We start from the raw sequence: 26,132 nt of genomic DNA, 5'->3' as shown, positions 1-26,132 counted from the left end.
GGCAACATTAAAAAAGCTTTTTATTTCCTTGATGCATATCAACTTATAGGCACCTCCTTGGGCCTAACCTGAATCTACCCCGACGATTCACCGAGGCAGCCCGCTACGCTGCTCTCAACCACAGGAGGCGCCATGGATCCCATACGCCGTTCGCTACTCGGCCAGCTGGCACGCCTGAGCGCCGGCGCTGCCATGGTGCCGCTATCAAGCGTCGCCAGCGCCGGCATCAACGACCAGCCGCCGCGCCGGGAAGGCGACCCGGAAAAACGCTACGGCATGCTCATCGACCTGCGCCAGTGCATCGGCTGCCAGGCCTGCACCGTGTCGTGCCATATCGAAAACGACGCCCCGCTGGGCAACTTCCGCACCGTTGTCTCGCAGTTCGAGGTCGAGCAAGAAGGTACCGGCGAGGTCGCCACCTTCATGCTCCCAAGGCTCTGCAACCACTGCGATAACCCGCCCTGCGTGCCGGTCTGCCCGGTGCAGGCCACCTATCAGCGCAAGGACGGCATCGTAGTGGTAGACAGCGACCGCTGCGTGGGCTGCGCCTACTGCGTCAATGCCTGCCCGTATGATGCCCGCTTTATCAACGAAAAGACTCAAACCGCGGATAAGTGTACCTTCTGCGCCCACCGCCTGGAGGCCGGGCTTTTGCCCGCCTGCGTGGAGTCCTGCGTGGGCGGCGCGCGGATCATCGGCGATATGCGCGACCCGGACAGCCAGATCAGCCGAATGATGGCCGAATATCGCGACGAGCTGATGGTGCTGCAGCCGGAAAAAGGCACCCACCCCCAGGTGTTCTACTTAGGCATGGACGAACGCTTTACCCAGCGCCCCGACGCGGCCCCGGGTATTTGGGACATCATCAACGACGCGGGCAAGGAGCTGGACTATGAGTTTGGTCACTGAGGTTGTCGTGCCGCGCTACGGCATCGCCTGGTACCCCTGGGCGGTGCAGTATTTCTTCTTGATTGCGCTGTCCTATACCAGTCTCTGGGTCGCCGCGCCCGGGATTATTCTGGGCAAACAGCACTGGCTTGCCACCTCTCGGCTGGCGCTGCTCGCCTGCGTGTCTACCACGCTCGTGGCGCCGGTGGCGCTTCTCGCCGACCTGCACCAGCCGCTGCGCTTCTGGCACTTTTACGCCCACCCCACCCTCTGGTCGTGGATGTCGCTGGGCAGCTTTCTGCTGCCGCTGCACCTGGTCGCCACGGTGCTTTTAGCCTGGCTTGCCTGGCGCCCGGCGCTTAAATCTCGCGCCCAGTCGAATGACGGCTGGTTTTCGCGCATCGCCGGCTGGATCGCCTGGGGCGACTGGCAGGTATCGCGCAAAGTCATGGTGCTTGTCGGGCTTGCCGCGCTTGCCACCTCGGTGGGCATGATGGTCTACACCGGCGCGGAAGTGGCCATCGTCAAGGGCCGGCCGCTGTGGCACACCGCCTGGCTGCCGTTCATGTTCGTCGCCACCGGCACCATCGGCGTCTGCGGGCTGATTTTGCTGCTCAACCGGATTTCCGGCATGCGCAGCCCCGACACCAACCGCCAAATGCTCGGGATTCTCGCCGGCGCCTGCGTGGCCGCGGGCTTTATCGCGCTCACCTGGTTTCTCGACGGCGCCAACGCGGTATCCGGCTCGGTGGCCGCCGCGCTTGACTCCGTTGACCAGAGCGCGGCCTGGCGCAGCACCGCCGTGGAAGGCGGCATTGCCGGCGTGCTGCTGGCCGTGCTGGCCTTTGTGGCACGCCGCGGGCCCACGCGCCGCAAGCTTTTTGGCTGGGTGCTGGGCCTGCTCGCTCTGCACGTGGCCTGGATGTTCCGCTGGGTGGTGCTGATGAACGTGCAAACCGTAGCGCGCAACAGCGCCGGCTTTCACGACTACCACGTCGCCTTCGGCTCCTACGGGATTACCGGCATCATCGGCATTTTCGGCCTCTGGCTTACCGCCCTGCTGGTGATTGAGCTGTTCGTGCCCTGGCGCGAAGCGTCCCTTGACCCCCAGCGTGACGCTCCGGCTAATACCACCCCTGCCGCCGACGCGCCCACTTCCAGCGCCTCTGTTTCCGCCGCTTCGCCCGTTTCTCCCGCTTCAGGAGTCCGCCATGGATAATTCACGTCGTCGTCTGCTCAAGGGCGCCGCTGCCACCGGCGGCGCGGCGGCCTTCGCCGCCGGCTACTCCGGCCCGCTGGTCAAGATGGCCAAGGGCGTTACCGGCAGCGCCGGGGAAAAGCCCGCACACAACATCTACGGCAACGCCCTGGCGCCGGAGTACCGCGTTGACCTCGAGTCCGGCGAGCTGACCCTGAACCCGGACCAGCGCACCGCCTTCACCGTGTGCTACGGCTGCACCACCAAATGCGGCGTGCGGGTGCGTGTGGATAACAATACGGATGAAGTGCTGCGCACCATTGGTAACCCCTACCACCCGCTCTCAAGCGAGCCGCACCTGCCCATGCGCACCCCGGTCATTGATGCGCTCAAGCACGTCAGCGCCCTTGACGAGCAGGGTCTGGCCGGGCGTTCCACCGCCTGCGCCCGGGGCAACGCGATGATCGGGCAGATCCAAAGCCCCCACCGCGTTACCCACTGCCTGAAGCGCGTGGGCGGACGCGGCGAGCGGCGCTGGGAGCGCATCTCCTTTGAAAAGCTCATTGAGGAAATCTGCGAAGGTGGGGATCTGTTCGACGAAGGCCAGGTGGACGGCCTGCGCGCCATCCACAACCACGACGAGCCCGTCGACGCCGCTAACCCCGAGTACGGCCCCAAGGCCAACCAGCTATTGCTGATGGAAGCCACCGACTACGGCCGCTCGGCGATTCTCAAGCGCTTTGGCTTCAACGCCTTCGGCACCCGCAACTACGGCCACCACGGCTCCTACTGTGGGCTCGCTTTCCGTATGGGATCCGGCGCGCTGATGGACGACATGGCCAAGTTTGCCCACGTCAAACCCGACTACACCCGGGCGAAGTTTGCGCTGTTCATCGGCACCGCGCCCAGCCAGGCGGGCAACCCCTTCAAGCGCCAGGGCCGGCTTCTGGCCGAGGCGCGCGCCACCGGCAGCCTGGACTACGTGGTCGTCGACCCCGGGCTTAACGCCAGCGCCTCCCACGCCGCCGCCGAGCGCAACCGCTGGGTGCCCATCCGCCCGGCAAGCGACACTGCCTTCGCCATGGCGATGATCCAGTGGCTGATCGAGCACGAGGCCTACGCCGCCGACTACCTGGCCATGCCCAGCCCCGAAGCGGTAGAGGCCGCCGGCGAAATCGGCCACACCAACGCCACTCACCTGGTGATCGAAAGCGCCGATCATCCGCGCTTTGGGCACTTCCTGCGCCGCTCGGACATTGAGGACGACGTGGAGGCCGGAAGCGACGCCGACGACGTGATGGTCGTGAATCGCGACGGCGAACTGAAGCCCAGCCGCGAGGTGCGCCAGGCCACGCTGTTTGTCGAGCGCGATATCGACACACCCGACGGCACCCTTCAGGTCAAAAGCAGCCTGGCCAAACTGCGCGATACCGCCAACGAGCACAGCCTGGAAGAGTACGCCGAGCACTGCGGCATCGAGGCTCGGGTGATCAAGCACATCGCCGAACGCTTCGCCGCCTACGGCCGTGACGCCGTGGTCGATACCCACGGCGGCATGATGTCGGCCACCGGCTTTTACGGCGCCTACGGGCTTTTGATGCTCAACCTGCTGGCCGGCAGCTTCAACCGCCAGGGCGGCGCCGCACTTGGCGGCGGCAAGTTCAACGGCACCGGCAAAGGCCCACGCTACGACCTCGCCGACTTCCCCGGCAAGCGCGGCCCCGAAGGCGTGTTCGTCTCGCGCACGCGCTTTGCCTACGAGGACACCTCGGAGTATCAGCGCAAGGTGGACGCCGGCGAGAATCCCTACCCGGCCAAAGCCCCCTGGCGGCCGCTCGCTCCGCCGATTCTCACCGAACAACTGGCCTCGGCGCTCGATGGCTATCCCTACCCCATCAAGGCGGTGATCGGCTGCATGGCCAACCCGCTGTACGGCCAGGCCGGGCTTCACGACACCATTATCGACAAGCTCAAGGACCCCAAAAACCTCGGGCTTTACGTGGCGGTAGACGGCTTTATCAACGAAACCAACCGCTTCGCCGACTACATCGTGCCGGACTCGGTGATGTACGAAGTCTGGGGCTTTACCGGCGCCTGGAGCGGCACGCTGAGCAAGATGACCACGGCCTGCTGGCCGATTGTCGAGCCGCGCCAGGACAAGACCGAAGACGGCGAGCCCATCAGCATGGAGAGCTTCTTCATCGCCACCGCCAAGCGGCTGGGGCTGCCGGGCTTCGGCGACAGGGCCATCCCCGGCGCCGACGGCAAGCTCTATCCGTTAAACCGCGCCGAGGATTTTTTCCTGCGCGCCGCGGCCAACATCGCTTACATGAATAATCCGCTGCCCAAAGCGGAAAAAAGCGACGTCATGCACAGCGGCATCGAGCCGCTATTGCCCAAGCTTACCCGCACCCTGCCGGTGGAAGAGCGCGGCCGTGTGGCCTACCTCTACGCCCGGGGCGGGCGCTTCGAGGACCACGAGGACGCCTTTGACGGGGATAAAAAGCTCGCCCACGCCTGGTCCCGGGCGCTGTGCGTGTACAACCCCCAGGTCGGCACCACCGTCAACAGCCAGACCGGCGAGCGCCTGTCCGGCACGCCCTGCCTGCAGGCGGCAAAAATGGCCGACGGCACGCCCATGCGCGAGGTATACCCGCAGAATGAATGGCCGCTGCTGGCGTTTTCCTACAAGTCCAACGTGATGAACTCCTACGCCATCGGCCTTGAGCGGCTGCGCATGATCAAGCCGTACAACCCGGTGCTGCTGCACACCCACGACGCCGAACGCGCAGGCGTTGCCCACGGCGATACCGTGCTGATCGAAAGCCCGGGACGGGCGGTGAAGGCGCTGGCGCTGGTGAGCAACGGCGTCATGAAAGGGGCGCTTGGCATCGAGCATAGTTTCGGCCATACCGAGCTGGGCGCCAGCGAGCATCAGGTAGACGGCAAGCCGTTTTCCGGCAACCAGTGGATCGGCGCCGGGATCAACATCAACGACCTGGGCTTTGCCGACCCCACCCGCCGGGTGGCGGGCACCTGGCTTGAAGGGGTCAGCGGCGCTTCCGTGCGCCAGGGGCTGCCCGTCCGTGTCAGCCGTGTGGAGGGGTAAAGCGGAGGATTAAGGCGTATGGCCGACGGCGTCAGTCGTCGTCGGTCACCGCGCCGGTGCTGGCCGAGCTGACGAGCTTCGCGTACTTGGCCAGCACGCCTTTGGTATAGCGCGGCGCCGGACGCTGCCAGGCTGCGTGGCGCTGCTCGATATCCTCACCGCCGACGGCCACGTCGATGGTGTTGGCTTCGGCGTCGATGGTGATCACGTCGCCGTCTTCCACCAGCGCCAGCGGGCCGCCGTCAAAGGCTTCGGGGGCCATGTGGCCCACCACAAAGCCGTGGCTGCCGCCGGAGAAGCGGCCGTCGGTGATCAACGCCACATCGTTGCCCAGCCCTCGGCCCATGATGGCGGAAGTGGGCGTGAGCATTTCGCGCATGCCCGGCCCGCCCTTGGGGCCTTCGTAGCGGATGACCACCACGTCGCCGGCAACCACGGTGCCGTCGTTGATCCCCGCCTGGGCTTCTTCCTCGGAGTTGAACACCCGCGCGGTGCCGCGGAAGTGGGTGCCTTCCTTACCGGTAATCTTGGCCACCGCGCCTTCCGGGGCGAGGTTGCCGTAGAGAATCCGCAGGTGGCTTTCCGCCTTCACCGGCTCGTCCAGCGGCGCGATGATCTCCTGGGCGTCGGGGTAGCCCTCGACGCCTGCGAGGTTGTCGGCAAGCGTCTTGCCGGTGACGGTGAGGCAGTCACCGTGGAGCAGGCCGGCGTCGAGCAGCAGCTTCATCAGCGGCTGAATGCCGCCGATGGCAACCAGCTCGCTCATCATGTAGTGGCCGCTGGGGCGAAGGTCGGCGACCACCGGCACGCGCTTGCCGATGGCGGTAAAGTCGGAAAGCGCAAGCTCAACGCCGGCGGTACGCGCCATGCCGATCAGGTGGAGCACGGCGTTGGTCGAGCCGCCCAGCGCAATCACCACGGTAATCGCGTTTTCAAACGCCTCCCGGGTCATGATGTCGGAGGGCTTGATGTCGCGCTTCAGAAGCTCGAGCACCGCTTCGCCGGCGGCTTCGCAGTCGTCGCGCTTGTCGTTGGACACGGCGTTTTGCGCTGAGCTTCCCGGCAGGCTCATGCCCAGCGCCTCAATCGCCGAAGCCATGGTGTTGGCGGTGTACATGCCGCCGCAGGAGCCCGGCCCGGGAATCGCGGTTTCCTCGATGTTCTTGAGCTCGATGCGGTCGATATCGCCCCGGGAGTGCGCGCCCATGGCCTCGAATACCGACACGATGTCGGTGTGGCCTTCACCGGGCAGAATGGTGCCGCCGTAGACGAACACGCCGGGGCGATCGAGCCGCGCCAGGCCCATCATGCAGCCGGGCATGTTCTTGTCGCAGCCGCCGATGGCGACCAGGCCATCAAAGCCTTCGCAGCCGGCCACGGTTTCGATGGAGTCGGCGATCACCTCGCGCGATACCAGCGAGTACTTCATGCCTTCAGTGCCGTTGGCGATGCCGTCGGAGATGGTGATGGTGTTAAAAATCACGCCCTTGCCGCCGGCGCGGTCGGCGCCGTCCCGGGCGTGCTCGGCCAGCTCGTTGATGTGGCTGTTGCACGGCGTCACCATGCTCCAGGTCGAGGCCACGCCCACCTGGGGCTTTTTGAAGTCGTCGTCGTTAAAGCCCACCGCGCGCAGCATCGCGCGGCTGGCCGATTTGCCCACGCCGTCAACCACCCGGGACGAATGGCGGCGGGTACTGTCGGACTGATCGGTCATGAAAGTCTCCTCTGTCTTTCCCGTTGCATTATCACGCAGCGCTATAGCTTGGCGCGCCAGCGCGCCTCCCGCAATACATATGTCTATGGCACCCTGCGTTTATGGCACCATAGCCGTTTGTTGCCCACGCCGTGAAGGATCGCCGCCATGCCGCTTTTATCCGCCCAAACGCTTACCCCGGGCTTTATGGCGGTGCACGCCAACCGCCTGGAAGACCTCCGCGGCCTTGCCATTGAATGGATGCAGCGCCACCCGCTCGCGCCGCTGGAAAACGAAACCCTGCTGGTACAGAGCAACGGCATCGGCCAGTGGCTCAAGCTGGCGCTGGCGGCGGACCCGGCCGACGGCGGCGCGGGCATTGCGGCGGCTCTCGATGTGACCCTTCCCGCGCGCTTTTTATGGCAGTCCTACCGCACCGTGCTTGAGCACGCCCCGGGCGACCACGCCGGCGTGCCGGAAACCTCACCCTTTGATAAATCGCGGCTGGTATGGCGACTGCTGCGACTATTGCCCGAGCTTGTGGAAGACGAAACCTACGCCCCGCTCCAGCGCTTTCTGGCCGTCGACCGCGACCAGCGCAAGCACTACCAGTTAGCCGAGCGGCTGGCGGATCTGTTCGACCAGTATCAGGTCTACCGCGCCGACTGGCTGGACGCCTGGGCCCGGGGCGAGGACGTGCTGATTACCGCCCGGGGCGAGGCACGCCCGCTGGACGAGAACCAGCGCTGGCAGGCCGCCCTGTGGCGCACCCTGCGCGATGACGTGGCCCAAAGCCTGGGCGCAAGCGGGCTTGCCAGCAGCCGCGCCGAAGTCCACCGACGCTTTCTCGCCGCCGCCGAGAGCCTAACGCCGGAAACGCGCCCGCCCGGCCTGCCCCGCCGGCTGATCATCTTCGGCATTTCTTCGCTGCCCCAGCAAACTCTGGAGGCGCTGGCCGCACTGTCGCGCTGCTGCCAGGTGGTGCTTTGCGTGCACAACCCCTGCCAGTTCTACTGGGCAGATATCATCGAACACAAGGACCTTTTGCGTGCCGCGCGCTACCGCCAAACGCGCAAGGCCGGCATGCCCGGCGAGCTTGACGTGCTGGGCACCGGAGACGCCGACGAGGCGCTGCACCTGCACGCCCAGCCGCTGCTCGCCGCCTGGGGCAAGCAGGGCCGCGATTACCTGCGCCTGCTCGACGAGCACGACGATACCGCCGACTACCAGGGGCTATTCGAGCAGCAATCGCTGCGCATCGACATCTTCGAGCCGTTTGCCGACGCCGTCGCGCCGCGCCTGCTCCACCAGCTCCAGGACGACATTCGCGAGCTGCGCCCGCTGGCCGAAACCCGCCAGGACTGGCCGGCGGTGGACGTCGCCCAGGACGACTCGCTGGTGTTTCATATTGCCCACGGCACCCAGCGCGAGGTGGAAATCCTCCACGACCAGCTGCTCGCCGCCTTCAGCGCCGACCCCACCCTGCGCCCGCGGGACATTATCGTCATGGTGCCGGATATCGACCAGTACGCACCGCACGTTCAGGCGGTGTTCGGCCAGTACCCCCAAAGCGACGCCCGGCATATCCCCTACACCCTGTCGGACCAGGCCAGCCGCCAGCGCCAGCCGCTGATGATCGCGCTGGAAACCCTGCTGCGCCTGCCGGAGCTGCGGCTGTCGGTCAGCGACGTGCTGGAGCTTCTGGAAGTACCGGCCTTACGCCAGCGCTTCGGGATTGACGAGCGCGACCTTGCGGTTATCGGCCGCTGGATCGAAGGCGCGGGTATTCGCTGGGGGCTTAACGCCCGTCAGCGCGAGCGCCTGGAGCTGCCTGACGGGCTTGAGCACAACACCTGGGCCTTCGGCCTGCGCCGGCTGCTGCTGGGCTACGCCGTGGGCGGCGGCGAGCGCTGGCAGGGCATCGAGCCCTACGACGACATCGGCGGGCTCGATGCCGCCGTGGCCGGCCCGCTCGCCCACCTGCTGGAAAAGCTCGAAGACGCCTGGCACACGCTCTGCCAGCCGGCCAGCGCCGAACAATGGGTGGCTCGGCTGCGCGGGCTGCTGGAGACGTTCTTCACCACCGAAGACGCCGGCGAAACCGCCCTGCTCGCGCGTCTGGAAGCGGGGCTGGAACAGCTGTATGAAAGCACTCGGGAAGCCCGGCTCGACGCCGAGCTGCCGCTGCCCATGGTGCGCGAGCACTGGCTCTCCCAGGTCGACGAGCACAGCCTGTCCCAGCGCTTTCTTGCCGGCGCGGTGAACTTCGCCACGCTGATGCCCATGCGCGCGATTCCGTTTCGCCGCGTCTGCCTGTTGGGCATGAACGACGGCGACTACCCGCGCACCCAGCCGCCGCTGGACTTTGACCTGATGGGTCAGGACTACCGCCCCGGCGACCGCTCCCGGCGGGAAGACGACCGCTACCTGTTTCTGGAAGCGCTGCTCTCGGCCCGGGACCAGCTCTACATCAGCTGGATGGGCCGCAGCCAGACCGACAACGCCGAGCTGCCCCCGTCAGTGCTGGTTGGCCAGCTGCGCGACCACCTGGCCGACGGCTGGCAGACCCAGGACGGCACGCCGCTGCTTGAAGCGCTCACCACCGAGCACCCGCTGCAGCCGTTCAGCCGTGCGTATTTTCACAGCCCGGCGAATAGCAAGCTGTTTACCTACGCCGCCGAGTGGCGCGAAGCCCACGACCCGAGCGACGCCGAAGCCGATGGCCATGACGAACTCGCGCCGCTCAGCCAGAAAGCGGACGACAACGCCGTTGAGGTTACGCTTGCCCAGCTCGGGCGCTTTTTGCGCGAGCCGGCCAAGGCGTTTTTCAACGAGCGGCTGGGGGTGTACTTCGAGCAGGAGGACGCCGCCGACCTCGACGTCGAGCCGTTTACCCTTAACGGGCTGGAAAACTGGCAGCTTCAGGACCGGCTGATCGCCGCCCAGCGCCGCGCGGTGGATAGCGGCGAATCGCGTATCGAAGCCCTCGACGCCACCCTTGAACGCTTTGCAGGCCAGGGAGTACTGGCCTACGGCGCCATGGGCGAGCGCATGCGCGAGGCGCTGGCCGAGCCCATGGAGGCGCTGTTTCACAAGTACGCCGAAGCGCTGGAAGAATGGCCGCTGGCGCTTGACGGCGGCGAGGCCGTGCAGCACACCCTGGCCGGTGACGACGCCACGCCAACCATCACCCTCAACGGCCGACTGGACGAGCTGCGCCAGTCCACAAACGGGCAGCGCTGCCGGCTGGTGCTGGCAAGCTCAAGCCTGGTCAAGGACGGCAAGTACCGCTGGGAGCCGCTGCTGCGCCACTGGGTGGCGCATCTGGCCGGCAACCTGTCTGCGCCCATGGCAAGCCTGCTGATATCCAAGGCCGGCGACGTACGCCTGGAGCCGCTGAACGCCGACGACGCCCAGCGGCTGCTGGAGACTTTGATCACCCTGCATCAGGACGCCCTGACCGCCCCGCTGCCGCTGGCGGCACAAAGTGCCTTTGCCTGGCTGGACGCTCGGCAAAAAAAGGGCAAGAAAGACCCTCAGGAAGCCGCCCGCAGCGCCTACGAAGGCGGCTTCCAGCACGCCGGTGAGGTAGCGCAAAGCGCATACCTGGCTCATCAGTGGCCGGACTTTGCGCGGCTGGACGCAGCGACCACCGCTCAGGGGCATACCTTCGCCAATTTGGCCGGTGCCCTTTACGCCCCGCTCTATCAACTCGTTAAGCACAAAACGCTCGTCACGCACACAGCGCCCGGCGCCGATCAGGGAGATACGCCATGAACCCCGCTATTCTTGACCCGCTAACGCTACCCCTGCGCGGCAGCCGCCTGATCGAAGCCAGCGCCGGTACCGGCAAGACGTTTACCATCGCCCTGCTCTACGTGCGCCTGGTGCTCGGCGGCCGCGATCCGGACGATGCTAGCGCCTTTGCCCGCCCGCTGACGCCGCCGGAAATACTGGTGATGACGTTTACCAACGCCGCCACCCAGGAGCTGCGCGAGCGCATCCGCCGCCGGCTGGTGGAAGCCTCCGAGGCGTTTGCGGGCGAAGCTGACGCGGGCACTCACGACGCGCTGCTGCTGGCGCTGCGCGCCCAGTACCCCCAGAGCCACTGGCCCGCCTGCGCGCGGCGGCTAGCGCTGGCCGCCGAGTGGATGGACGAGGCCGCGGTATCCACCATTCACAGCTGGTGCTACCGCATGCTGCGCGAGCACGCCTTCGACAGCGGCAGCCTGTTTTCTCTGGATCTGGAGCACGACCAGCGCGAGCTGGAGCTGGAGGTGGTGCGCGACTACTGGCGCTGCTTTTACTATTCGCTTGACGCCGACAGCATGGGCCAGATCAGCGGCTACTGGGGCTCGCCGGAAACCCTCTACGCCGCCGTTCGCCCGCTGCTTAACGAAAGCCAGGCGCTGCCCGACGCCCCGCCGCCGCCGGATACGCTCAAGCAGGCGCAAGAGGAGCGCACTCGGCTGCTCGGCGAGCTCAAGGCCCCCTGGCCCGCCATGCTCGATGAGATCGAACCGGTGCTGGCAGAGGCCGCCCAACAAAAGGCCTTCGACGGGCGCAAGCTGCGCAGCGACAGCCGGCAAAAATGGCTGGGGGCGCTGCGCGAATGGGCCGAAAACCCAGCCGTTGACCGGCCTTCGCTCACCGACGCCGCCTGGAAGCGCTTGACCCCGAGCGGCATGCGAGACATCTGGAAAGACGGCGAGCCGCCCTTTATCGAGGCCTGGGCCGCCGTAGAGGCGCTGCCCGCCGCGCTTGCCAAGCTGCCCGAGCCCCGCGCCAACCTGCTGGCCCACGCCGTACACTGGTGCCGCGCACGCCTTGAGCGCGAGCAGGAGCGCCGCGCCGAAATGGGCCCCAACGATCTACTCACGCACCTGGACCGCGCCCTTGCCGGCCCCAACCGCGAGGCGCTGGCCGAGCAGATTCGCCGCCAGTTCCCCGTGGCGCTGGTCGACGAGTTTCAGGACACCGACCCGGTGCAGTACCGAATTTTCAACGCCGTTTACGACATTGCCACTGATGCCGACGACCGCGCGATTATGCTCATCGGCGACCCCAAGCAGGCGATCTACGCCTTCCGCGGGGCAGATATCTTCACCTACCTGCAGGCCCGGGAAGACACCGCCGGCCGTCACGTCACCCTGGGCACCAACTTCCGCTCAAGCGAGGCCATGGTTGCAGCGGTCAACCACTGCTTTGCTTACGCTGACAAACCCGCCGACGCCAACCCCAGCGGCGCCTTTATGTTTCGCGACGGCGACCACAACCCGCTGCCGTTTGTGCCCGTCAGCGCCCGGGGCCGCGACGATACGCTGACCCTCGACGGCGACGCCGTGGACGCCATGACGCTCTGGCGCCTGGATAGCGACGACGGCAAACCGCTGGGCAAAGGCGCCTACCAAAACGCCGTGGCCCAAAGCTGCGCCAGCCACATGGTCAGGCTGCTTAACGCCGGCCAGCGCGGGCAGGCGGGCTTTGCAAAGGGTGATGCGAATGAGTCTGATGCGCTGACCCCGCTCAGGCCCTCGGACATGGCGGTGCTGGTCAATAACGGCACCGAGGCCGGGCTGATTCGTAACGAGCTTTCTCGCCGCGGGGTCAAAAGCGTTTATCTCTCGGAGCAGGACAAGGTATTCAGCTCGCCCGTGGCCGCCCAGGTAGCCTTGTGGCTTGCCGCCTGCAGCGAACCGCTGGCCAGCTCCCGCCAGGCGCAGTCCCGGGTGCGCGCCGCCCTGGCCACCCGAGCGCTGGGGCTAAGCTTTGCCCGGCTGGACCATCTACAGCACAACGAGCTTGCCTGGGAAGCGGAGATCAAGCGCTTTAGCGACTACCACCGCCTCTGGCAGCGCCAGGGCGTGCTGCCGCTGTTGCGCCGGATCATGGTGGATTTTGCCGTGCCCGCGCGGCTATTGGGGCAAAGCGGCGCGGAAAGCCGCGGCGAGCGCGAGCTGACCGACCTTCTCCATCTGGGCGAGCTATTGCAGGCGGCAAGCCAGGAGCTCGACGGCGAGCACGCCCTGCTGCGCTTTCTCGATGAGGCCATCGCCGACCCCGACGGCTACGGCGACAGCCACCGGCTGCGGCTGGAAAGCGACGCCGATCTGGTCAAGGTGGTAACCATTCACAAGTCCAAGGGGCTTGAGTACCCGCTGGTGTTTCTGCCGTTTATCGCCAACCACCGGCCCACCAAGGACAGCGACTCGCCGCTGCGCTGGCACGATAACAACGGCACGCTGCGCATTAGCCTTGTTGCCGACGACGCCGTGGTTGACGCCGTGGACCGCGAGCGCCTGGGCGAAGACATGCGCAAGCTCTACGTCGCACTCACCCGGGCCAGCCACGCCGTGTGGCTGGGGCTTGCTCCGCTGAAAGACATGGACAAGTCCGCCGTGGGCCATCTGCTGGGCGGCCAGTCCATCGACAACGGCGCGCTGGAAGCGCTGGTAGAAGGCAGCGAAATAGCCCTTGAGCCCGCCCCCGAGGCCAGCGACGAGCGCTTTACCCCGCCGCTTGAGGCCGCCGAGCTGGCACCGGCACGCACCCCCAAACGCCGCGCCAAGGAGCACTGGTGGATCGCCAGCTACTCGGCGCTTACGCTTTCCGGCGCGCTGACCCGGCCGGCGGACCTATCCCCCGCCGCCGCGGAGCCGGCCACCGCCCAGGACGCCACCGCCCTTGAGGTAATCGACGAGCCAAGAGACGTTGACACCACAAGCGACTCGGCCGCCCACCTGCACCGCTTCCCCCGCGGCCCGGGGCCGGGCACCTTTTTGCACGGCCTGCTGGAATGGGCCGGCCGCGAAGGCTTTGCCAAAGCGCTCAATGACGCCGAAGCGCTTGACGACACCCTGCGCCGCCGCCTGCAGCTGCGCGGCTGGCAGTCCTGGCACGAGGTGCTGGGCAGCTGGCTGGGCGAGCTTGCCGCCGCTCCTCTGCCGCTGCCCGCCGTGCCGGAGACGCCGCCCGATTGGGTCACGCTTACCGAGCTTGGCGACTATCAGGTGGAGCTGGAGTTCTGGTTCAGCGCCGGCCGTGTAGACACCCGCGAGCTTGACCGCATCGTCTGCGCCCACCTGATGCCCGGCATTGCCCGCCCGGCGCTTGAGCGCGACACCCTCAACGGCATGCTCAAGGGCTTTATCGACCTGGCCTTTGCCCATCGGGGGCGGTTTTACGTGCTCGACTGGAAGTCCAACTATCTGGGCCGCGATGACGACGCCTACAGCGCCGAGGCCATGCGCCGCGCGGTGCTCGACAAGCGCTACGACGTGCAGTCGGCGCTGTACCTGTTGGCCATGCACCGCCTGCTCAAGGCGCGCCTGACGGACTACAACCCCGAGCACCATCTGGGCGGGGCGATGACGGTATTTTTGCGCGGCAGCCGCACTCAAGCCCGGGGCGTTCACGCCGAGCCTGCTACGGCCGCGCTGGTCAATGACCTGGACGCGCTATTTTCCCCCGACGCTACCCGCCAGGAGGCCAGCTAATGAGCCCACAGCACGCAGCTTCTCAACCCGCCGCTCATCCGGCTCTGAGCGATACCCAAGCCTTATTGTCACTGCTGGAACGCTGGGTAGCACGCGGCTGGCTGCGCGACCTCGACCGCGCGCTGGTGCGGTTTTTCCACGCCGAGGTAGACGACGCCCCACCGCTACTGCTGCTGGGTGCGGCCCTTGCCAGCCACCAGCTGGGCCACGGCCACGTCTGCCTGGATGTGGCGGCCACGCTTGAAGAGCCCAACCTGGCGCTGTCGCTGCCGCCGGAAGGCGACGCCATGAGCGACCCGCCGCCGCTGCCCGGCGAGCTGCTGGCCGGCCTGACCCTGGAGCAGTGGCGGGAGGCGCTTACCCACCCCGAGCTTGTCGGCCAGGGCCCCGGCAGCTCGCCGCTGGTGCGCGTGGATAACGGCGCCAACACGCGGCTTTACCTGCGCCGCTACTGGCAGTACGAACAGACCCTGCAAACGCACATCCACCGGCGGCTGGCGCTGGCCGAGGCCGACGAGCCCGGCCCCAAGGCGACGCTTGCCCGAGCCACCCTGGATACGCTGTTTGGCGAGCCCCAGGGCGAATCCAGGTCACACACCTTCAACTGGCAGAAAGCCGCCTGCGCGCTGGCCGCCCAAAGCCCCTTTGCGATTATCACCGGCGGCCCCGGCACCGGCAAAACCACCACCGTGGTGCGCCTGCTGGCGCTGTTGCAAACCCTCGAGCAGGCCGAAAGCGATGCCGAACCGCTGGGCATCCGCCTGGCCGCGCCCACCGGCAAGGCCGCCGCACGGCTTGGCGAGTCCATCGCCCAGCAGGTCAACGGCCTGCCGCTGGATAAAACTCTTCGCGAGACAATTCCGACCGAGGTGACCACGCTGCACCGGCTGCTCGGCGCGCGGCCGGATACCCGCCACTTCCGCCACCACGCCGATAACCCCTTGAACCTTGACGTGCTGGTGATCGACGAAGCCTCCATGGTGGATATCGAAATGCTCACCGCCGTGCTCGGCGCGCTGCCGGCCCACGCCCGGCTGATACTGCTGGGCGATAAAGACCAGCTGGCCTCGGTGGAAGCCGGCTCGATTCTGGGCGATCTGTGCCGCCGCGCCGACGCCGGCCACTACACGCCGCGCACCGCCGAGTGGCTGGAACAGACCACCGGTGAGGCGCTGCCGGACGCCTACCTGGACGCTAACGGCACGCCCCAGGATCAGGCCATCGCCATGCTGCGAGAAAGCTACCGCTTTGGCGCCGCAAGCGGCATCGGCCGGCTGGCAAGTGCGGTCAACGGCGCGGATAAAAACGCGGTACGCAAGGTGCTAAGCGACGGCTACGCCGACCTGCACCACCAGGTGCTGGAAAGCGAAAGCGACGCCGCCCTCAAGCACACGGTGCTCAACGGCGGCCCGGGGCACGCCTGGGCGGATACCGAGCGGCCGGCGGGCTACCGCCACTATTTAAGCGTGATGCACGACCAGCGCCCCGAGCCAAGCGTCGACTTTGCGCAAAACCCCGACGCCTATGCCACCTGGGCCGAAGCGGTGCTTAACGCCTACGGCGAATTCCAGCTGCTGTGCGCGCTGCGCAAGGGCGTGTGGGGCATCGAAGGGCTGAACCTGCGGGTGGGCAAAGCGCTGCGCCAGGCCGGGCTGATCAAAGCGAGCGACGCCGCGCTGGAACACGGCTGGTTTGCCGGCCGGCCGGTGCTGGTCACCCAAAACGATTACGGGCTTGCGCTGATGAACGGCGATATCGGCGTAGCACTTGAGGTGATCGAAGCCGGCGAAGCGCGGCTGCGGGTGGCGTTTCCCACCGGCGACCCGAACCGCCCCGTGCGCTGGGTGCTGCCGTCACGGCTGGACGCCATCGAGACCGTGTTTGCCATGACGGTGCACAAGTCCCAGGGCTCGGAGTTTCGCCACGCCGCCCTGCTGCTGCCCAGCCGCATGAGCCCGGTGCTCACCCGGGAGCTGGTCTATACCGGCCTGACCCGCGCCCGAAGCTGGCTCACCCTGATCGAAGCCCGCGAAGGCATTCTCGATGAGGCGGTAGGCCGGCAGGTGCTCCGCGCCAGCGGCATTGGCGAAGCGGGCTAAACGACTCGGGCCCGCAGAGTAGCGGAGCCGTCGACAAGATTCTGAGGGGGCGCTGTAAATCCCTCCCTGGACGCTACCTACGCCATCTGACCGCCAAGGATGGCGGAAATGCCGGAACTGCATGGAGCTTTGCTCCGGCCCTGGCGTAGAACCCCCTCAGAATCTTATCCCCGCTCCGCCGTATCTGACACTCAACGCGAGCTATGCCTATTCGCTTGGCTTTGTCGGCCAAAAATCATAGGATGACCAATCATCCCATGAATAAGGTGTTCGCTATGGCCCATTCTCGCCGCCATCGGCCTTCGCTGGTAGATGAAGTGATTGCCAACCTCAAAACGGCGCTTGAGCAGGGCCGCTGGGCGGTGGGCGAACGCCTGCCGGTGGAGGCCAGCCTGGCTGAGGATTTTGCCGTCAGCCGCAACACCGTGCGCGAAGCGGTGCGAGTGCTGTGCCACACCGGCGTGCTGGAAACCCGCCAGGGCGCCGGCACCTTTGTGCGCGCGCTGCGCGGCGCCGGCGATACCCTGCGCGAGGTCGAGCGCGCCCGCCTGCGCGACCAGCTTGAAGTCCGCCAGACGCTGGAAAGCGACGCCGCCCGCCTGGCCGCCCTGCGCCGAAGCGACGCCGACGTGGCCGCTATGCGCGAGGCGCTTAACGCCCGGGAAGCCGCCGGCGAGGATATCGACGCGCGCATTGAGCACGACCAGCGCTTTCACCTGGCCGTGGTCCAGGCCGCGCACAACGAAGCCCTCGCCACGCTGTACGAATACTTTGCCTGCTCCGTTGCGCACACCATCGAGCAGACCGAGCGCAACCGCCATCTACCCGAGCCCGGCCACGCCGAGCACGTTGCCCTGCTCAAGGCCATCGAGGCCGGCCATACCGACGACGCCGAACATATTGCCCGGGCCATGCTCGCCCCCAGCCTCGGCGCCCTGACCGAAGCCTCCTAAGCCATCCAGCCAATGCGACACTGCCCGACACTAGGAGCCCTCATGCGCGCCCGTCTTGATCCCTTTACGCTCGTATTGCTTGCCACCATCGCCGTCGCCTCATTTTTCCCCGCCCGGCCGCCGCTTGACGGCTGGCTGGACCACGCCGGCGTGTTTGCCGTGGCCATGCTGTTCTTTCTCCACGGCGCGGCGCTCTCGCGCGATGAAGTGCTCAACGGCGCCATGCACTGGCGGCTGCACCTGGTCATCGCTTCGCTTACGTTTATCGTCTTCCCGCTGCTGGTGGTGCCGACGACCCTGCTGGCACCTGCCCTGATCCCCAACGACCTGGCGGTAGGCTTTCTGTACCTGGGCGTGCTGCCCTCGGCGGTATCGTCGTCCATTGCCTTTACCGCCATGGCCCGGGGCAACGTGCCCGCCGCCATCTGCAGCGCGGCGGCGTCCAACGTGTTCGGCATGATGCTCACGCCGTTTTTGCTGATTCTGTTGGTGAGCTCTTCCGGCGGGAGCTTTGCCGTGGGCGAGGCGCTACGCGATATCTTTTTGCAGCTTTTGCTCCCCTTCGCCGCCGGCCAGGCCGTGCGCCCGCTGATCGGCAGGTTTCTCAACCGCCACAAGTCACTGACCGGCCGCTATGACCAAGGCGTGATCCTGCTCATCGTCTACACCGCGTTTTCCCAGTCCGTGGCCGACGGGCTGTGGCAGAAGCTGCCGCTGCTGGCGATCTTTGCCGCCATCGCGCTGTGCGGGCTGCTGCTGACGGTGGTGATTCTCATCGCCCAGGTGGCCTCCCGGCGCTTTGGCTTCACCCTGGCCGACGAGGCCGCAGTGGTGTTCTGCGGCTCGAAGAAAAGTCTCGCTTCGGGGTTGCCCATGGCCAAGGTTCTGTTCGCCGGCAATCCGGGGTTTGGCATGATCGTGCTGCCGATCATGTGCTACAACCAGATCCAGATTCTGGTCGGCGCCTTTCTCGCCCGCCGCTACGAGGGCCGCATTCAGGCGGCGGGTGCCCACGAATAGGTGTGTCAGACCAACAACATAGCCCGTTCACACGTGCAATTCCGGCAGCCAGATGCCAAGCTATACACAGCTGCAAACGGCACTATACAAACGTTCACCTGATGACCGGGAGTCACTATGGCCCACCAACCGATTATCAACCGCCCTGCCAAAAGCCGCTGGCCGCGCCGGCTGGCCTGGGCAAGCGTTATTCTGCTGCTGATTGCCGCGGTGTTCATCGCCGCGGCGGGCCCGGCCTACCGCATGGAGCTCCTGGCGCTGGGTGGGGCGTTCAGCCTGCTGCGCTACGCCACCTACGCAGCCATTGCCGCCGCGGCGCTGGGGCTTATCACGTTGTTTGCCGCCGCGCTCAAGCGCCGCTTCGGTTCGGGCTTTACCGCGGTGCTGGTCATGGTCGCCGCTGTGGCACTGCTGTACGTGCCCTGGCAGCACTGGCAGCGCGCCCAGGCGGTACCGGCAATTCACGACATTACCACCGACATGGATAACCCGCCGGCGTTCGAGGCGGTCGCCAACGCCCGGGAAGAGGCACCCAACGAGGTAGACTATCCCGGCGAGAGCACCGCCGAGCAGCAGCGCGCCGCCTACCCCGAGGTCGAGCCGCTGATGCTCGACGCGCCGCTCAAGACGGTGCTGGCCGCCACCCAGGCAGAAATGCAGGACGCCGGCTGGCAGATAGCCGACGTCGGCGCTCAGCGCATCGAGGCCACGGCCACCACGCGCTGGTTCGGCTTCAAGGATGACGTAGTAGTACGTCTGAGCGAAGAGGACGATATGACCCGGGTCGACATGCGCTCGGCCTCGCGGCTGGGCAAAAGCGACGTGGGCACCAACGCCGCGCGCGTACACGCCTTTCTCGAATCGCTCGAGGCCCGGGTGGCCGGCGAGTAATCAGGCCATGACGTCGGCCAGGTCGCGCTCACCGTCCAGCAGAGTAAACTCGGCGTTGGCAAGCCCCGTCTGCTGGACGGCATAAAGCAGCGAAAGCGCGACGTTGTCCCGGGAAATCCGGTTGTCGCCGGCTTCGTCGACGTCGGCGGCAAATCGCTCGCTTGCCGGCTCATCGGTCAGCCGGCCGGGCTTGAGAATCACGTAGGGCAGCGCGCTTTGGCGCAGGTGGGCGTCGGCGGCAAACTTGGCCGCCATGTACGGACGGAGCTTTTCCGGCGCGCTCATAGGGTCTTCGGCGCGCATGGCGCTGACCATGACAAAGCGTTCAAGGCCCTTTTCCACGGCGATGTCCACCGCGCGAATGGCCCCGTACAGGTCAATCAGCAGCGTCTTTTCCGGTCCGGTATGCGGGCCCGAGCCGGCGGTGAATATCGCCTGGTCGCAGCCGTCAAAGGCGTGGACAAAGTCGTCTTCCAGGTCGGCCACCACCGTTTCGATGCCGCGCCTGGCGAACCAGTCGGCCTGGTCTTCATGACGAATCATCGCCCGGACCGGCTCGCCGGCCTCACGGGCGCGTTCACAAAACTGCTTGCCGATCTGGCCGTTGGCCCCGATTACCAGTGTTGTCATATTGCCTCCTGTGGCATGGTCCGGCGTGCGGCCTCCAACAGCCGCTGCCACTGACCCAAGGTGCGGCTGACCGGCGCGAGTTTCAACCGGACGGACTCGCGGCAACCTGCTACCGTATAGCCCAGCATCCTATCGGGAGGTGCCATGCTGCGAATATCCAACAACGTTTCCATTGCTGACTGGGAAATTCAGATTGAGCAGGTCCGCGCCCAGGGGCCCGGCGGGCAGAACGTCAACAAGGTGGCGTCCGCCGTGCACCTGCGCTTTGATATCCAACGCTCGACGCTGCCGCCCTTTTACAAGGAGCGGCTGCTGGCGCTTTCCGACCAGCGTATCACCCGGGACGGCGTGATCGTGATCAAGGCACAAAAGCACCGCACCCTGGAGCTGAACAAGGAAGACGCCCTGGCGCGGCTGAAAGCGCTGATCAAAAGCGCCACGGCCCAGCAAAAAGTCCGCCGCCCGACGCGTCCCAGCCGCCGCGCCAAGCGCAAGCGGCTGGACAACAAAACCCGCCGGGGCCAGACCAAGGCGCTTCGCGGCAGGGTCAAGCCGTAATCACCGACTGCTTAGGCTTGTTAGGGCTTACCCGGCAGAGAGGCCTGGCGATCGCTGAGGATATGGTGCAGCCCGGCGCACTCTACCAGCGGGTCGTCGCAGTTAATCACCACATCCGAGTGCGCCAGCACGTAGCTACGCCCGGTCACGGTGTTATCCACCACGTCGAGCTGCCCTTCCCGGCGGATGCCGGTAACGGTGCCGATAAAGCCGGTTTCGCGCAGGGAAATGGTTTCCAGCCGGTCGCCGGCCCGGAGCCTGCCTTCGTAGTGCATCAGCGCCAGCCGAGCGGAAGTACCGGTGCCGGTGGTGCTGCGGCAGATCACTCCGGGATGTACGTAGGTCGCCGAGCGGGAACGATAATACCCCTCGGCTACGTGCTCTTCCGGGCCCATGAAATGCAGAAACGGCAGCGGCCCCACGTCGCCCAGAGTGTAGTGGGAAAAGCCCCGCTCGGCCTGGATGGCCTCAACGATTTTGGCGGCGCAGTCGGCAAGCTCGCGCTCTTCGTCGCGCACCAGGCTGAAGCCCAGGGACGCCGCGTCGACCAGGGCGTAAAAGCCGCCGCTGTAGGCCACCGTATAGGTGACCTCCCGCAGTCCGGGCACGTTGACGCTCGCCCGGTAGGTGTCGATGTAGCTGGGCAGGCCTTCGCAGGTCACCGATTCGACGACGCCGTTGTGCACTCGGGCCTCGATCTGCACCAGCCCCGCCGGGGATTCCAGCTTGAACCGGGAAAGCCCCTCCTTTTTGGGCACGATGCCGGCTTCCATCACCGCCGTGGCGGTGCACAGGGTGTTGGAGCCGGAGTAGATCGGGTAGCCCATGACCTCCATGATGATGTAGCCGGCGGCCGCTGCCGGATCCGTGGCCGGCACTAGCAGGTCCACCGACATTTCGGGAATGCCGTAGGGCTCGGCCAGCAAAAGCTCGCGCAGGCCGTCGGCGCTGTCGCGCAGATATTCCATCTGCTCGCGCACGCTGGCGCCGGGCAGAAGGTCGATACCGCCGGTGACGATACGGCTGACGTCGCCCCCGGCGTGGGTATCCATCAGCTGCAGCTGGTGGGGCGCATTCATGAATCACTCTCCTCCTGACCCAGGGCAAACGGCGCGCCGTGGGCCTCCCACTGGCTGTCGGGCACGATGACGATTTTGCCCAGATAGCCGCTGCCGCGATTGACGAAATAGCGCTCGGCCTCGTGCAGCGCAGAAAGCCGAAAGGCACCGTGGAGCACGGGCTTGAGCTGCCCATCGCGAATCCATTCGATAAGCTGCTCGGCCTCGGCCCGGGTGCCGTGCGACACCCCGGCAATGCGTACCTGATAGAGGTAGATCCGCGTCCACAGGATTTCGCTGACGTTACCCCCGCTGGCCCCGGCAATGGACAGCCGCGGATAGGTCTCCCGGCACGTCATATCCTGAATCATTGTGTCGATGAAGCGCGTGGTCATCTCGCCGCCCACCAGGTCCATCACCGCGTCAACGGGCGCGCCGCCGGTAGCCTTGAGCACCCGCTCGACAAAAGTGGGCAGGTCGCGACGGTCGATAACCGCCTCGGCGCCGAGCGCCTCGAGCGCCTCCGCCTTGGCCGGCGTGCTCACCGCGTAGGGCACGGCACCCAGGATACGGCACAGCTGAATCAGCGCGGTGCCCACCCCACCGCTGGCGCCGGTGACCAGCACCCGCTCGCCGGCCTTGACGTCGGCCGAGGTCAGCATGTGGTAGGCGGTCTGGTAGGAGCACATGCCCAGCGCGGCAAGCTCCGCGTCGGCAAGCTCGGGGTTGTCCACGACGTGAAACTGGTCGGCGGGCACGGCCACGTATTCGGCAAAGCCGCCGTCGGCGCCGTGGCCGTAGTAGTCCGGGGTCAGGTTGATGTGACGGCGCGCATCCGGATACAGGTTGAAGTCCAGCAGGCCGCGCTCGCCGATGCGCGACGCGTCCACGCCCTCGCCCACGGCGGCGATACGCCCGGCCACGTCGGCCCCCTGAATCCGCGGGAAAGTGAACGTGGCCTCGCCGCCCATGGCAAAGGAGGTCACGTCGGCCTTGTCCTCGGTAGGATATAGCCCTTCCCGAGCCTTGCGGTCGGTGTTGTTCTTGGCCGTCGCCGTCACCTGAACCAGCACTTCGCCCGGCCCGGGAGACGGCACCGGCACGTCGTGACGGTACTCCAGCTTGTCCACGCCGCCGTGTCCGCGCAGGGACATCGCGGACATGGCCTCGGGCAGAGGGTTAGGCATGGCGGAACGATGCATGGCAAACTCCTTTGGCAGGACGTGGATAGCAGCCGCTATACTGACGGCCATCCGCGACGGATGACCGTTACCAAGGCAGCGCGACTATCATGATAACAACGTTATTTTTTGGCTAAAGCCGGGAGAGCCGGGGCATGTATCTGGACTATTTCGAACCGCCGGCGGATTCGCCGCTAGGAAGGCTGACCCTGACCGCAAGCGACGACGGGCTTACCGCGGTGGATTTTTCTCGAGGGCTTCTGGGCACCAGGCGTGAACACCCGGTGCTCGAGCGCTGCAAGGCGCAGCTGGCGGAATACTTTGCCGGCACGCGCACGGCGTTTGATCTGCCGCTGGCCGCGGAAGGCACGGCGTTTCAACAGGCGGTGTGGCAGGCGCTGAGGGAGATTCCCTACGGCGAAACGCGGAATTACGGCGAGCTTGCCGCAGCGCTTGGCAAGCCCACCGCATCCCGGGCGGTGGGCACGGCCAACGGCAAGAATCCGCTGGCCATTGTGGTGCCCTGCCATCGGGTGGTGGGCGCCGACGGCCGGCTGACCGGCTATTCGGGCGGACTTGCGCGCAAGGAGTGGCTGCTTGCCCACGAGGCCCGCCACGCCCCGAACTAACAGCTGGGGTTAGCGCGGCATGACCATGTTTTCCGGGCGCAGGGCCTCGGCCAGAGTCTCATGGTCCAGCAGGTTTTCTTCCTGCACCAGCTCAAGCACGCCGCGGCCGGTTGCCAGCGCCTTTTGCGCAATGCGGGTCGCGTCATCGTAGCCGATGTACGGATTGAGCGCTGTCACCAGGCCAATGGAGCGCTCAACCAGCTGGCGGCAGTGGGCCTCGTTGGCCGTGATGTCGTCGACACACAGCTCGCGCAGCATGTCCATGGCCCGGGTCAGCAGACGAATCGAGTCGAAGATCTTGTAGACGATCAACGGCTCCATGACGTTGAGCTGGAGCTGGCCGCCCTCCGCCGCCAGGCTCAGCGACAGATCGTTGCCGATGACCTCGAACGCCACCTGGTTAACGGCTTCGGGGATCACCGGGTTTACCTTGCCGGGCATGATCGAGCTGCCCGGCTGGCGTGCCGGCAGGTTGATCTCGTTAAACCCGGTGCGCGGCCCGCTGGAGAGCAGGCGCAGGTCGTTACAGATCTTTGAGAGCTTGACCGCCAGGCGCTTGAGCATGCCCGAGAACATGACGAAGTCGCCCATGTCCGAGGTCGCTTCAATGAGGTCGTGGGCCGGGGACAGCTCGTGTTCGCTGATGGCCGCTAGGCGCTCCACCGCAAGTTTCTGGTAGCGGGCGTCGGTATTGATACCGGTACCGATAGCCGTGCCGCCGAGGTTGACTTCGCGCAGCAGCTCCGGCACGCGCCTTGCCAAAAGCCCGTGATCTTCGCCCAGGGTCGTGGCGAAGGCCTGAAACTCCTGGCCCAGGGTCATGGGCACCGCGTCCTGAAGCTGGGTGCGCCCCATCTTGAGGATATCGGCAAACTCGTCGCCCTTGCGCGAGAACGACTCGCACAGGCGCAACAGGCTTTCCAGCAGGTCGTCATGGCCCAGCAGCAGCCCCAGGCGAATCGCCGTGGGGTAAGCGTCGTTGGTCGACTGCGCCATGTTGATATCGTTGTTGGGATGCAAATGCTGGTAGTCGCCCTTGGCGTGCCCCAGATACTCCAGCCCCAGGTTGGCAATGACTTCGTTGGCGTTCATGTTGGTCGAGGTGCCGGCGCCGCCCTGGATCATGTCCACCACGAACTGGTCGTGGCGCTCGCCGTCGATGAGACGCTGGCAGGCGTGCTCAATGGCCTCGAAGCGCTTGGTTTCCAGCTGGCCCAGATGGTGGTTGGCGTCCGCGGCCGCCTGCTTGACCATGGCCAGCGACACAATCAGCTGGGGATGGTGCGACAGCGGCACGCCGCTCAGGTGGAAGTTATTCACCGCGCGCAGGGTCTGAATACCGTAATAGGCATCGGCGGGCACGTTCAGGCGGCCCAGCAGATCCTTCTCTTCTCGAGTGGCGCCATTTGTTACAGGAAAGCTATCAGATGTCGTCATAATCAAGGGCTATTGTTGTTTACCGTTACGTTCACAGGTGGAAAAGCAAGGCAGAAACCCTAGCACATCGTTAGCTTAGATAGCCATTTAACTTATAGGGTATTCACATAGCGCATAATGGCTGGAAGACGCTATGCCGTCTCCCACGCTGCCTTGAGCCGATAGAACTCGTTCACAATGGCGTCCATCTCGCCGGCGTCGTACTCGCACAGGCCGCTTACCACCAGCTTTTTTGACCCCACGCCAACCGACTTACCGGCGGACTCGATGGTGAAATCGAGCAGCGCATCGGCGCGTTTGCCCTGCACCTCAAGCGAGGAGCGAGAAAGCGCCAGGTCCGGCGCGAAGCCGTCAAGCCGCTCGAGGGTAAAGCTCATGCTGTGGTAAATCACCAGCGGGCGCTTGGGGTTGAACATCACGCCATGGGCTTCCATCAGCGGCTTTAAATAATGCGGGAAGTTTTTCCCCGAAAACGCCACGTAGCAGCGGGTAAAGGCATCCACGGCGGTACCGTCGAACGTCGTCTCACCGCTGCGGACCACTTCCAGATAGCACTTGCCGGCTTCGTCGGTCACGTGGATGTCGCCGCTGGCCGCCTGGCGGAACGTGAGCGGCGTATCCGCGCCAACCATGCTCAGAAAATAAAACTCCATGTGCTGGGACAGCCCGAAGCGCTCGAGCACCAGAGCAAACAGCAGGTCACCGGGCACGCAGAAACGCCGCGCATCGGGGTTATGAATCGGGTTGTAGTCACCGGCCACGCCCTTGGCGAAGCGGCTGGCCTGCTCGGCGGAGATGATCACGGCATCGCCGCGCTGCGAGTAAAAATCCTTGAACATGGCGTTAACTGCCTGCCTAGCGATGTTGTTGAAAGCCCGTCTTGAACGTCGCGCATCATGCCATAAAATGGCCGACTGGCGCATAAAATTTGGCTTTCAGGTTAGGTGGGGTCTGACTTTCGGGCGCTCAGCAAGCGTATTAAAGTAGCCATACAAGCCAGAAAGCACCCGCGGAGCCTGTCAGCATGGTTGGCGTAGTCACGCCGCCAGACGCGCTCCATTTTCAGGTTCAGGAAGAAGCGCTCCATGACCGCATTGTCCCAGCAGTTCCCTTTTCGGCTCATGCTGGGCCGCAAGTGATACTGGGCCAGCAAGGCGCGATGGGCATCGCTAGGGGGCGTTAACAATTAGGCCAGCCATATGGCGGCTGACACGAGGCAGAGGAGTGACTGGTAGTTTCTTGCCAGTCGCTCATAGCGTGTAGATAACCGCCGGAACTTCTTGATTTTCTGA

The 26,132-nt window shown here is 65.7% G+C and carries 17 protein-coding genes and 1 pseudogene; 11 read left to right on the top strand and 7 right to left on the bottom strand.

The annotated features are described in order from the left end of the window. Positions 1-132 precede the first annotated feature (132 nt). Genes dsrO through RS027_RS05785 form a run of 3 tightly spaced genes read left to right on the top strand, consistent with a single transcriptional unit; the run spans position 133 to position 5,195 of the window. Positions 133-909, top strand: coding sequence for a sulfate reduction electron transfer complex DsrMKJOP subunit DsrO (dsrO, locus tag RS027_RS05795; protein ID WP_311954975.1), 777 nt, complete (start codon positions 133-135; stop codon positions 907-909). Further along, on the top strand, positions 893-2,107 hold the full coding sequence (nrfD, locus tag RS027_RS05790) for an NrfD/PsrC family molybdoenzyme membrane anchor subunit (RefSeq protein ID WP_311954974.1): 1,215 nt from the start codon (positions 893-895) through the stop codon (positions 2,105-2,107). The genes dsrO and nrfD overlap by 17 nt, the downstream gene beginning before the upstream one ends. After that, a complete protein-coding gene (locus RS027_RS05785) occupies positions 2,100-5,195 on the top strand; it encodes a molybdopterin dinucleotide binding domain-containing protein (protein WP_311954973.1) in 3,096 nt (1,031 codons plus the stop codon). The genes nrfD and RS027_RS05785 overlap by 8 nt, the downstream gene beginning before the upstream one ends. A gap of 31 nt (positions 5,196-5,226) precedes the next feature. Here the strand turns inward: RS027_RS05785 and ilvD are convergent, their stop codons facing one another. Then, positions 5,227-6,909, bottom strand: a complete 1,683-nt coding sequence (ilvD, locus tag RS027_RS05780) for a dihydroxy-acid dehydratase (RefSeq protein WP_311954972.1) — start codon at positions 6,907-6,909, stop codon at positions 5,227-5,229. A 147-nt stretch (positions 6,910-7,056) separates the two neighbouring features. On the opposite strand from ilvD, the gene recC reads away from it, so the two are divergent. The 6 genes from recC to RS027_RS05750 all read left to right on the top strand — a co-directional run bounded on the left by recC (position 7,057) and on the right by RS027_RS05750 (position 19,347). Next, positions 7,057-10,665 carry an exodeoxyribonuclease V subunit gamma gene (recC, locus tag RS027_RS05775; RefSeq protein ID WP_311954971.1) on the top strand — a complete coding sequence of 1,203 codons (3,609 nt, stop codon included), beginning with the start codon at positions 7,057-7,059 and terminating at the stop codon, positions 10,663-10,665. Next, positions 10,662-14,384 carry an exodeoxyribonuclease V subunit beta gene (gene recB, locus RS027_RS05770; protein ID WP_311954970.1) on the top strand — a complete coding sequence of 1,241 codons (3,723 nt, stop codon included), beginning with the start codon at positions 10,662-10,664 and terminating at the stop codon, positions 14,382-14,384. The genes recC and recB overlap by 4 nt, the downstream gene beginning before the upstream one ends. Then, positions 14,384-16,483: an exodeoxyribonuclease V subunit alpha gene (gene recD / locus RS027_RS05765; protein WP_311954969.1), complete on the top strand. Its 2,100-nt coding sequence runs from the start codon at positions 14,384-14,386 to the stop codon at positions 16,481-16,483. The genes recB and recD overlap by 1 nt, the downstream gene beginning before the upstream one ends. Positions 16,484-16,758: 275 nt before the next feature. After that, on the top strand, positions 16,759-17,436 hold the full coding sequence (locus tag RS027_RS05760; RefSeq protein ID WP_311954968.1) for a FadR/GntR family transcriptional regulator: 678 nt from the start codon (positions 16,759-16,761) through the stop codon (positions 17,434-17,436). Between the two features lie 42 nt (positions 17,437-17,478). After that, entirely contained in the window at positions 17,479-18,456 is a 978-nt protein-coding gene (locus RS027_RS05755; RefSeq protein WP_311954967.1) for a bile acid:sodium symporter family protein, read from the top strand. Between the two features lie 117 nt (positions 18,457-18,573). Beyond that, entirely contained in the window at positions 18,574-19,347 is a 774-nt protein-coding gene (locus RS027_RS05750; RefSeq protein WP_311954966.1) for a DUF1499 domain-containing protein, read from the top strand. Here RS027_RS05750 and RS027_RS05745 read toward each other — a convergent pair whose 3' ends face one another. Next, positions 19,348-19,977, bottom strand: coding sequence for an SDR family oxidoreductase (locus tag RS027_RS05745; protein WP_311954965.1), 630 nt, complete (start codon positions 19,975-19,977; stop codon positions 19,348-19,350). Positions 19,978-20,121: 144 nt separating this feature from the next. Between RS027_RS05745 and arfB the strand changes: the two genes are divergently transcribed. Next, the gene (arfB, locus tag RS027_RS05740) at positions 20,122-20,535 is read left to right on the top strand and encodes an alternative ribosome rescue aminoacyl-tRNA hydrolase ArfB (protein WP_311954964.1); all 414 of its coding nucleotides are present in this window, start codon (positions 20,122-20,124) and stop codon (positions 20,533-20,535) included. Positions 20,536-20,555: 20 nt separating this feature from the next. On the opposite strand, the gene RS027_RS05735 is transcribed toward arfB, so the two are convergent. Both RS027_RS05735 and RS027_RS05730 read right to left on the bottom strand, forming a co-directional pair. Then, complete coding sequence (locus RS027_RS05735; protein ID WP_311954963.1) at positions 20,556-21,614, bottom strand: proline racemase family protein; 1,059 nt, start codon at positions 21,612-21,614, stop codon at positions 20,556-20,558. Continuing rightward, positions 21,611-22,795, bottom strand: a complete 1,185-nt coding sequence (locus tag RS027_RS05730) for a zinc-binding dehydrogenase (RefSeq protein ID WP_311954962.1) — start codon at positions 22,793-22,795, stop codon at positions 21,611-21,613. Before RS027_RS05730 ends, RS027_RS05735 begins: the two co-directional genes overlap by 4 nt. A 134-nt stretch (positions 22,796-22,929) precedes the next feature. Between RS027_RS05730 and RS027_RS05725 the strand changes: the two genes are divergently transcribed. Further along, positions 22,930-23,403, top strand: a complete 474-nt coding sequence (locus RS027_RS05725; RefSeq protein WP_311954961.1) for a methylated-DNA--[protein]-cysteine S-methyltransferase — start codon at positions 22,930-22,932, stop codon at positions 23,401-23,403. A gap of 9 nt (positions 23,404-23,412) precedes the next feature. Here RS027_RS05725 and RS027_RS05720 read toward each other — a convergent pair whose 3' ends face one another. The 3 genes and pseudogenes from RS027_RS05720 to RS027_RS13505 all read right to left on the bottom strand — a co-directional run. Next, entirely contained in the window at positions 23,413-24,840 is a 1,428-nt protein-coding gene (locus RS027_RS05720; RefSeq protein ID WP_311954960.1) for an aspartate ammonia-lyase, read from the bottom strand. A gap of 131 nt (positions 24,841-24,971) precedes the next feature. Continuing rightward, a complete protein-coding gene (locus tag RS027_RS05715; RefSeq protein ID WP_311954959.1) occupies positions 24,972-25,679 on the bottom strand; it encodes a DUF3581 family protein in 708 nt (235 codons plus the stop codon). A gap of 179 nt (positions 25,680-25,858) precedes the next feature. Next, positions 25,859-26,011: pseudogene (locus RS027_RS13505) on the bottom strand (IS3-like element ISPsy37 family transposase); the annotation flags it as partial. Positions 26,012-26,132 lie beyond the last annotated feature (121 nt).

The organism is Halomonas garicola, assembly GCF_031935715.1.
GTDB lineage: Bacteria > Pseudomonadota > Gammaproteobacteria > Pseudomonadales > Halomonadaceae > Vreelandella > Vreelandella garicola.
The sequence above is the reverse complement of the archived record's forward strand: the minus strand, read 5'-3'. Positions and strand labels throughout refer to the sequence as shown.

Excerpts from the sequence above, each read along its gene's own strand:
- dsrO (WP_311954975.1), top strand. The coding sequence starts at position 133 with ATGGATCCCATACGCCGTTCGCTACTCGGCCAGCTGGCACGCCTGAGC.
- nrfD (WP_311954974.1), top strand. The coding sequence starts at position 893 with ATGAGTTTGGTCACTGAGGTTGTCGTGCCGCGCTACGGCATCGCCTGG.
- RS027_RS05785 (WP_311954973.1), top strand. The coding sequence starts at position 2,100 with ATGGATAATTCACGTCGTCGTCTGCTCAAGGGCGCCGCTGCCACCGGC.
- ilvD (WP_311954972.1), bottom strand. The coding sequence starts at position 6,909 with ATGACCGATCAGTCCGACAGTACCCGCCGCCATTCGTCCCGGGTGGTT.
- recC (WP_311954971.1), top strand. The coding sequence starts at position 7,057 with ATGCCGCTTTTATCCGCCCAAACGCTTACCCCGGGCTTTATGGCGGTG.
- recB (WP_311954970.1), top strand. The coding sequence starts at position 10,662 with ATGAACCCCGCTATTCTTGACCCGCTAACGCTACCCCTGCGCGGCAGC.
- recD (WP_311954969.1), top strand. The coding sequence starts at position 14,384 with ATGAGCCCACAGCACGCAGCTTCTCAACCCGCCGCTCATCCGGCTCTG.
- RS027_RS05760 (WP_311954968.1), top strand. The coding sequence starts at position 16,759 with ATGGCCCATTCTCGCCGCCATCGGCCTTCGCTGGTAGATGAAGTGATT.
- RS027_RS05755 (WP_311954967.1), top strand. The coding sequence starts at position 17,479 with ATGCGCGCCCGTCTTGATCCCTTTACGCTCGTATTGCTTGCCACCATC.
- RS027_RS05750 (WP_311954966.1), top strand. The coding sequence starts at position 18,574 with ATGGCCCACCAACCGATTATCAACCGCCCTGCCAAAAGCCGCTGGCCG.
- RS027_RS05745 (WP_311954965.1), bottom strand. The coding sequence starts at position 19,977 with ATGACAACACTGGTAATCGGGGCCAACGGCCAGATCGGCAAGCAGTTT.
- arfB (WP_311954964.1), top strand. The coding sequence starts at position 20,122 with ATGCTGCGAATATCCAACAACGTTTCCATTGCTGACTGGGAAATTCAG.
- RS027_RS05735 (WP_311954963.1), bottom strand. The coding sequence starts at position 21,614 with ATGAATGCGCCCCACCAGCTGCAGCTGATGGATACCCACGCCGGGGGC.
- RS027_RS05730 (WP_311954962.1), bottom strand. The coding sequence starts at position 22,795 with ATGCATCGTTCCGCCATGCCTAACCCTCTGCCCGAGGCCATGTCCGCG.
- RS027_RS05725 (WP_311954961.1), top strand. The coding sequence starts at position 22,930 with ATGTATCTGGACTATTTCGAACCGCCGGCGGATTCGCCGCTAGGAAGG.
- RS027_RS05720 (WP_311954960.1), bottom strand. The coding sequence starts at position 24,840 with ATGACGACATCTGATAGCTTTCCTGTAACAAATGGCGCCACTCGAGAA.
- RS027_RS05715 (WP_311954959.1), bottom strand. The coding sequence starts at position 25,679 with ATGTTCAAGGATTTTTACTCGCAGCGCGGCGATGCCGTGATCATCTCC.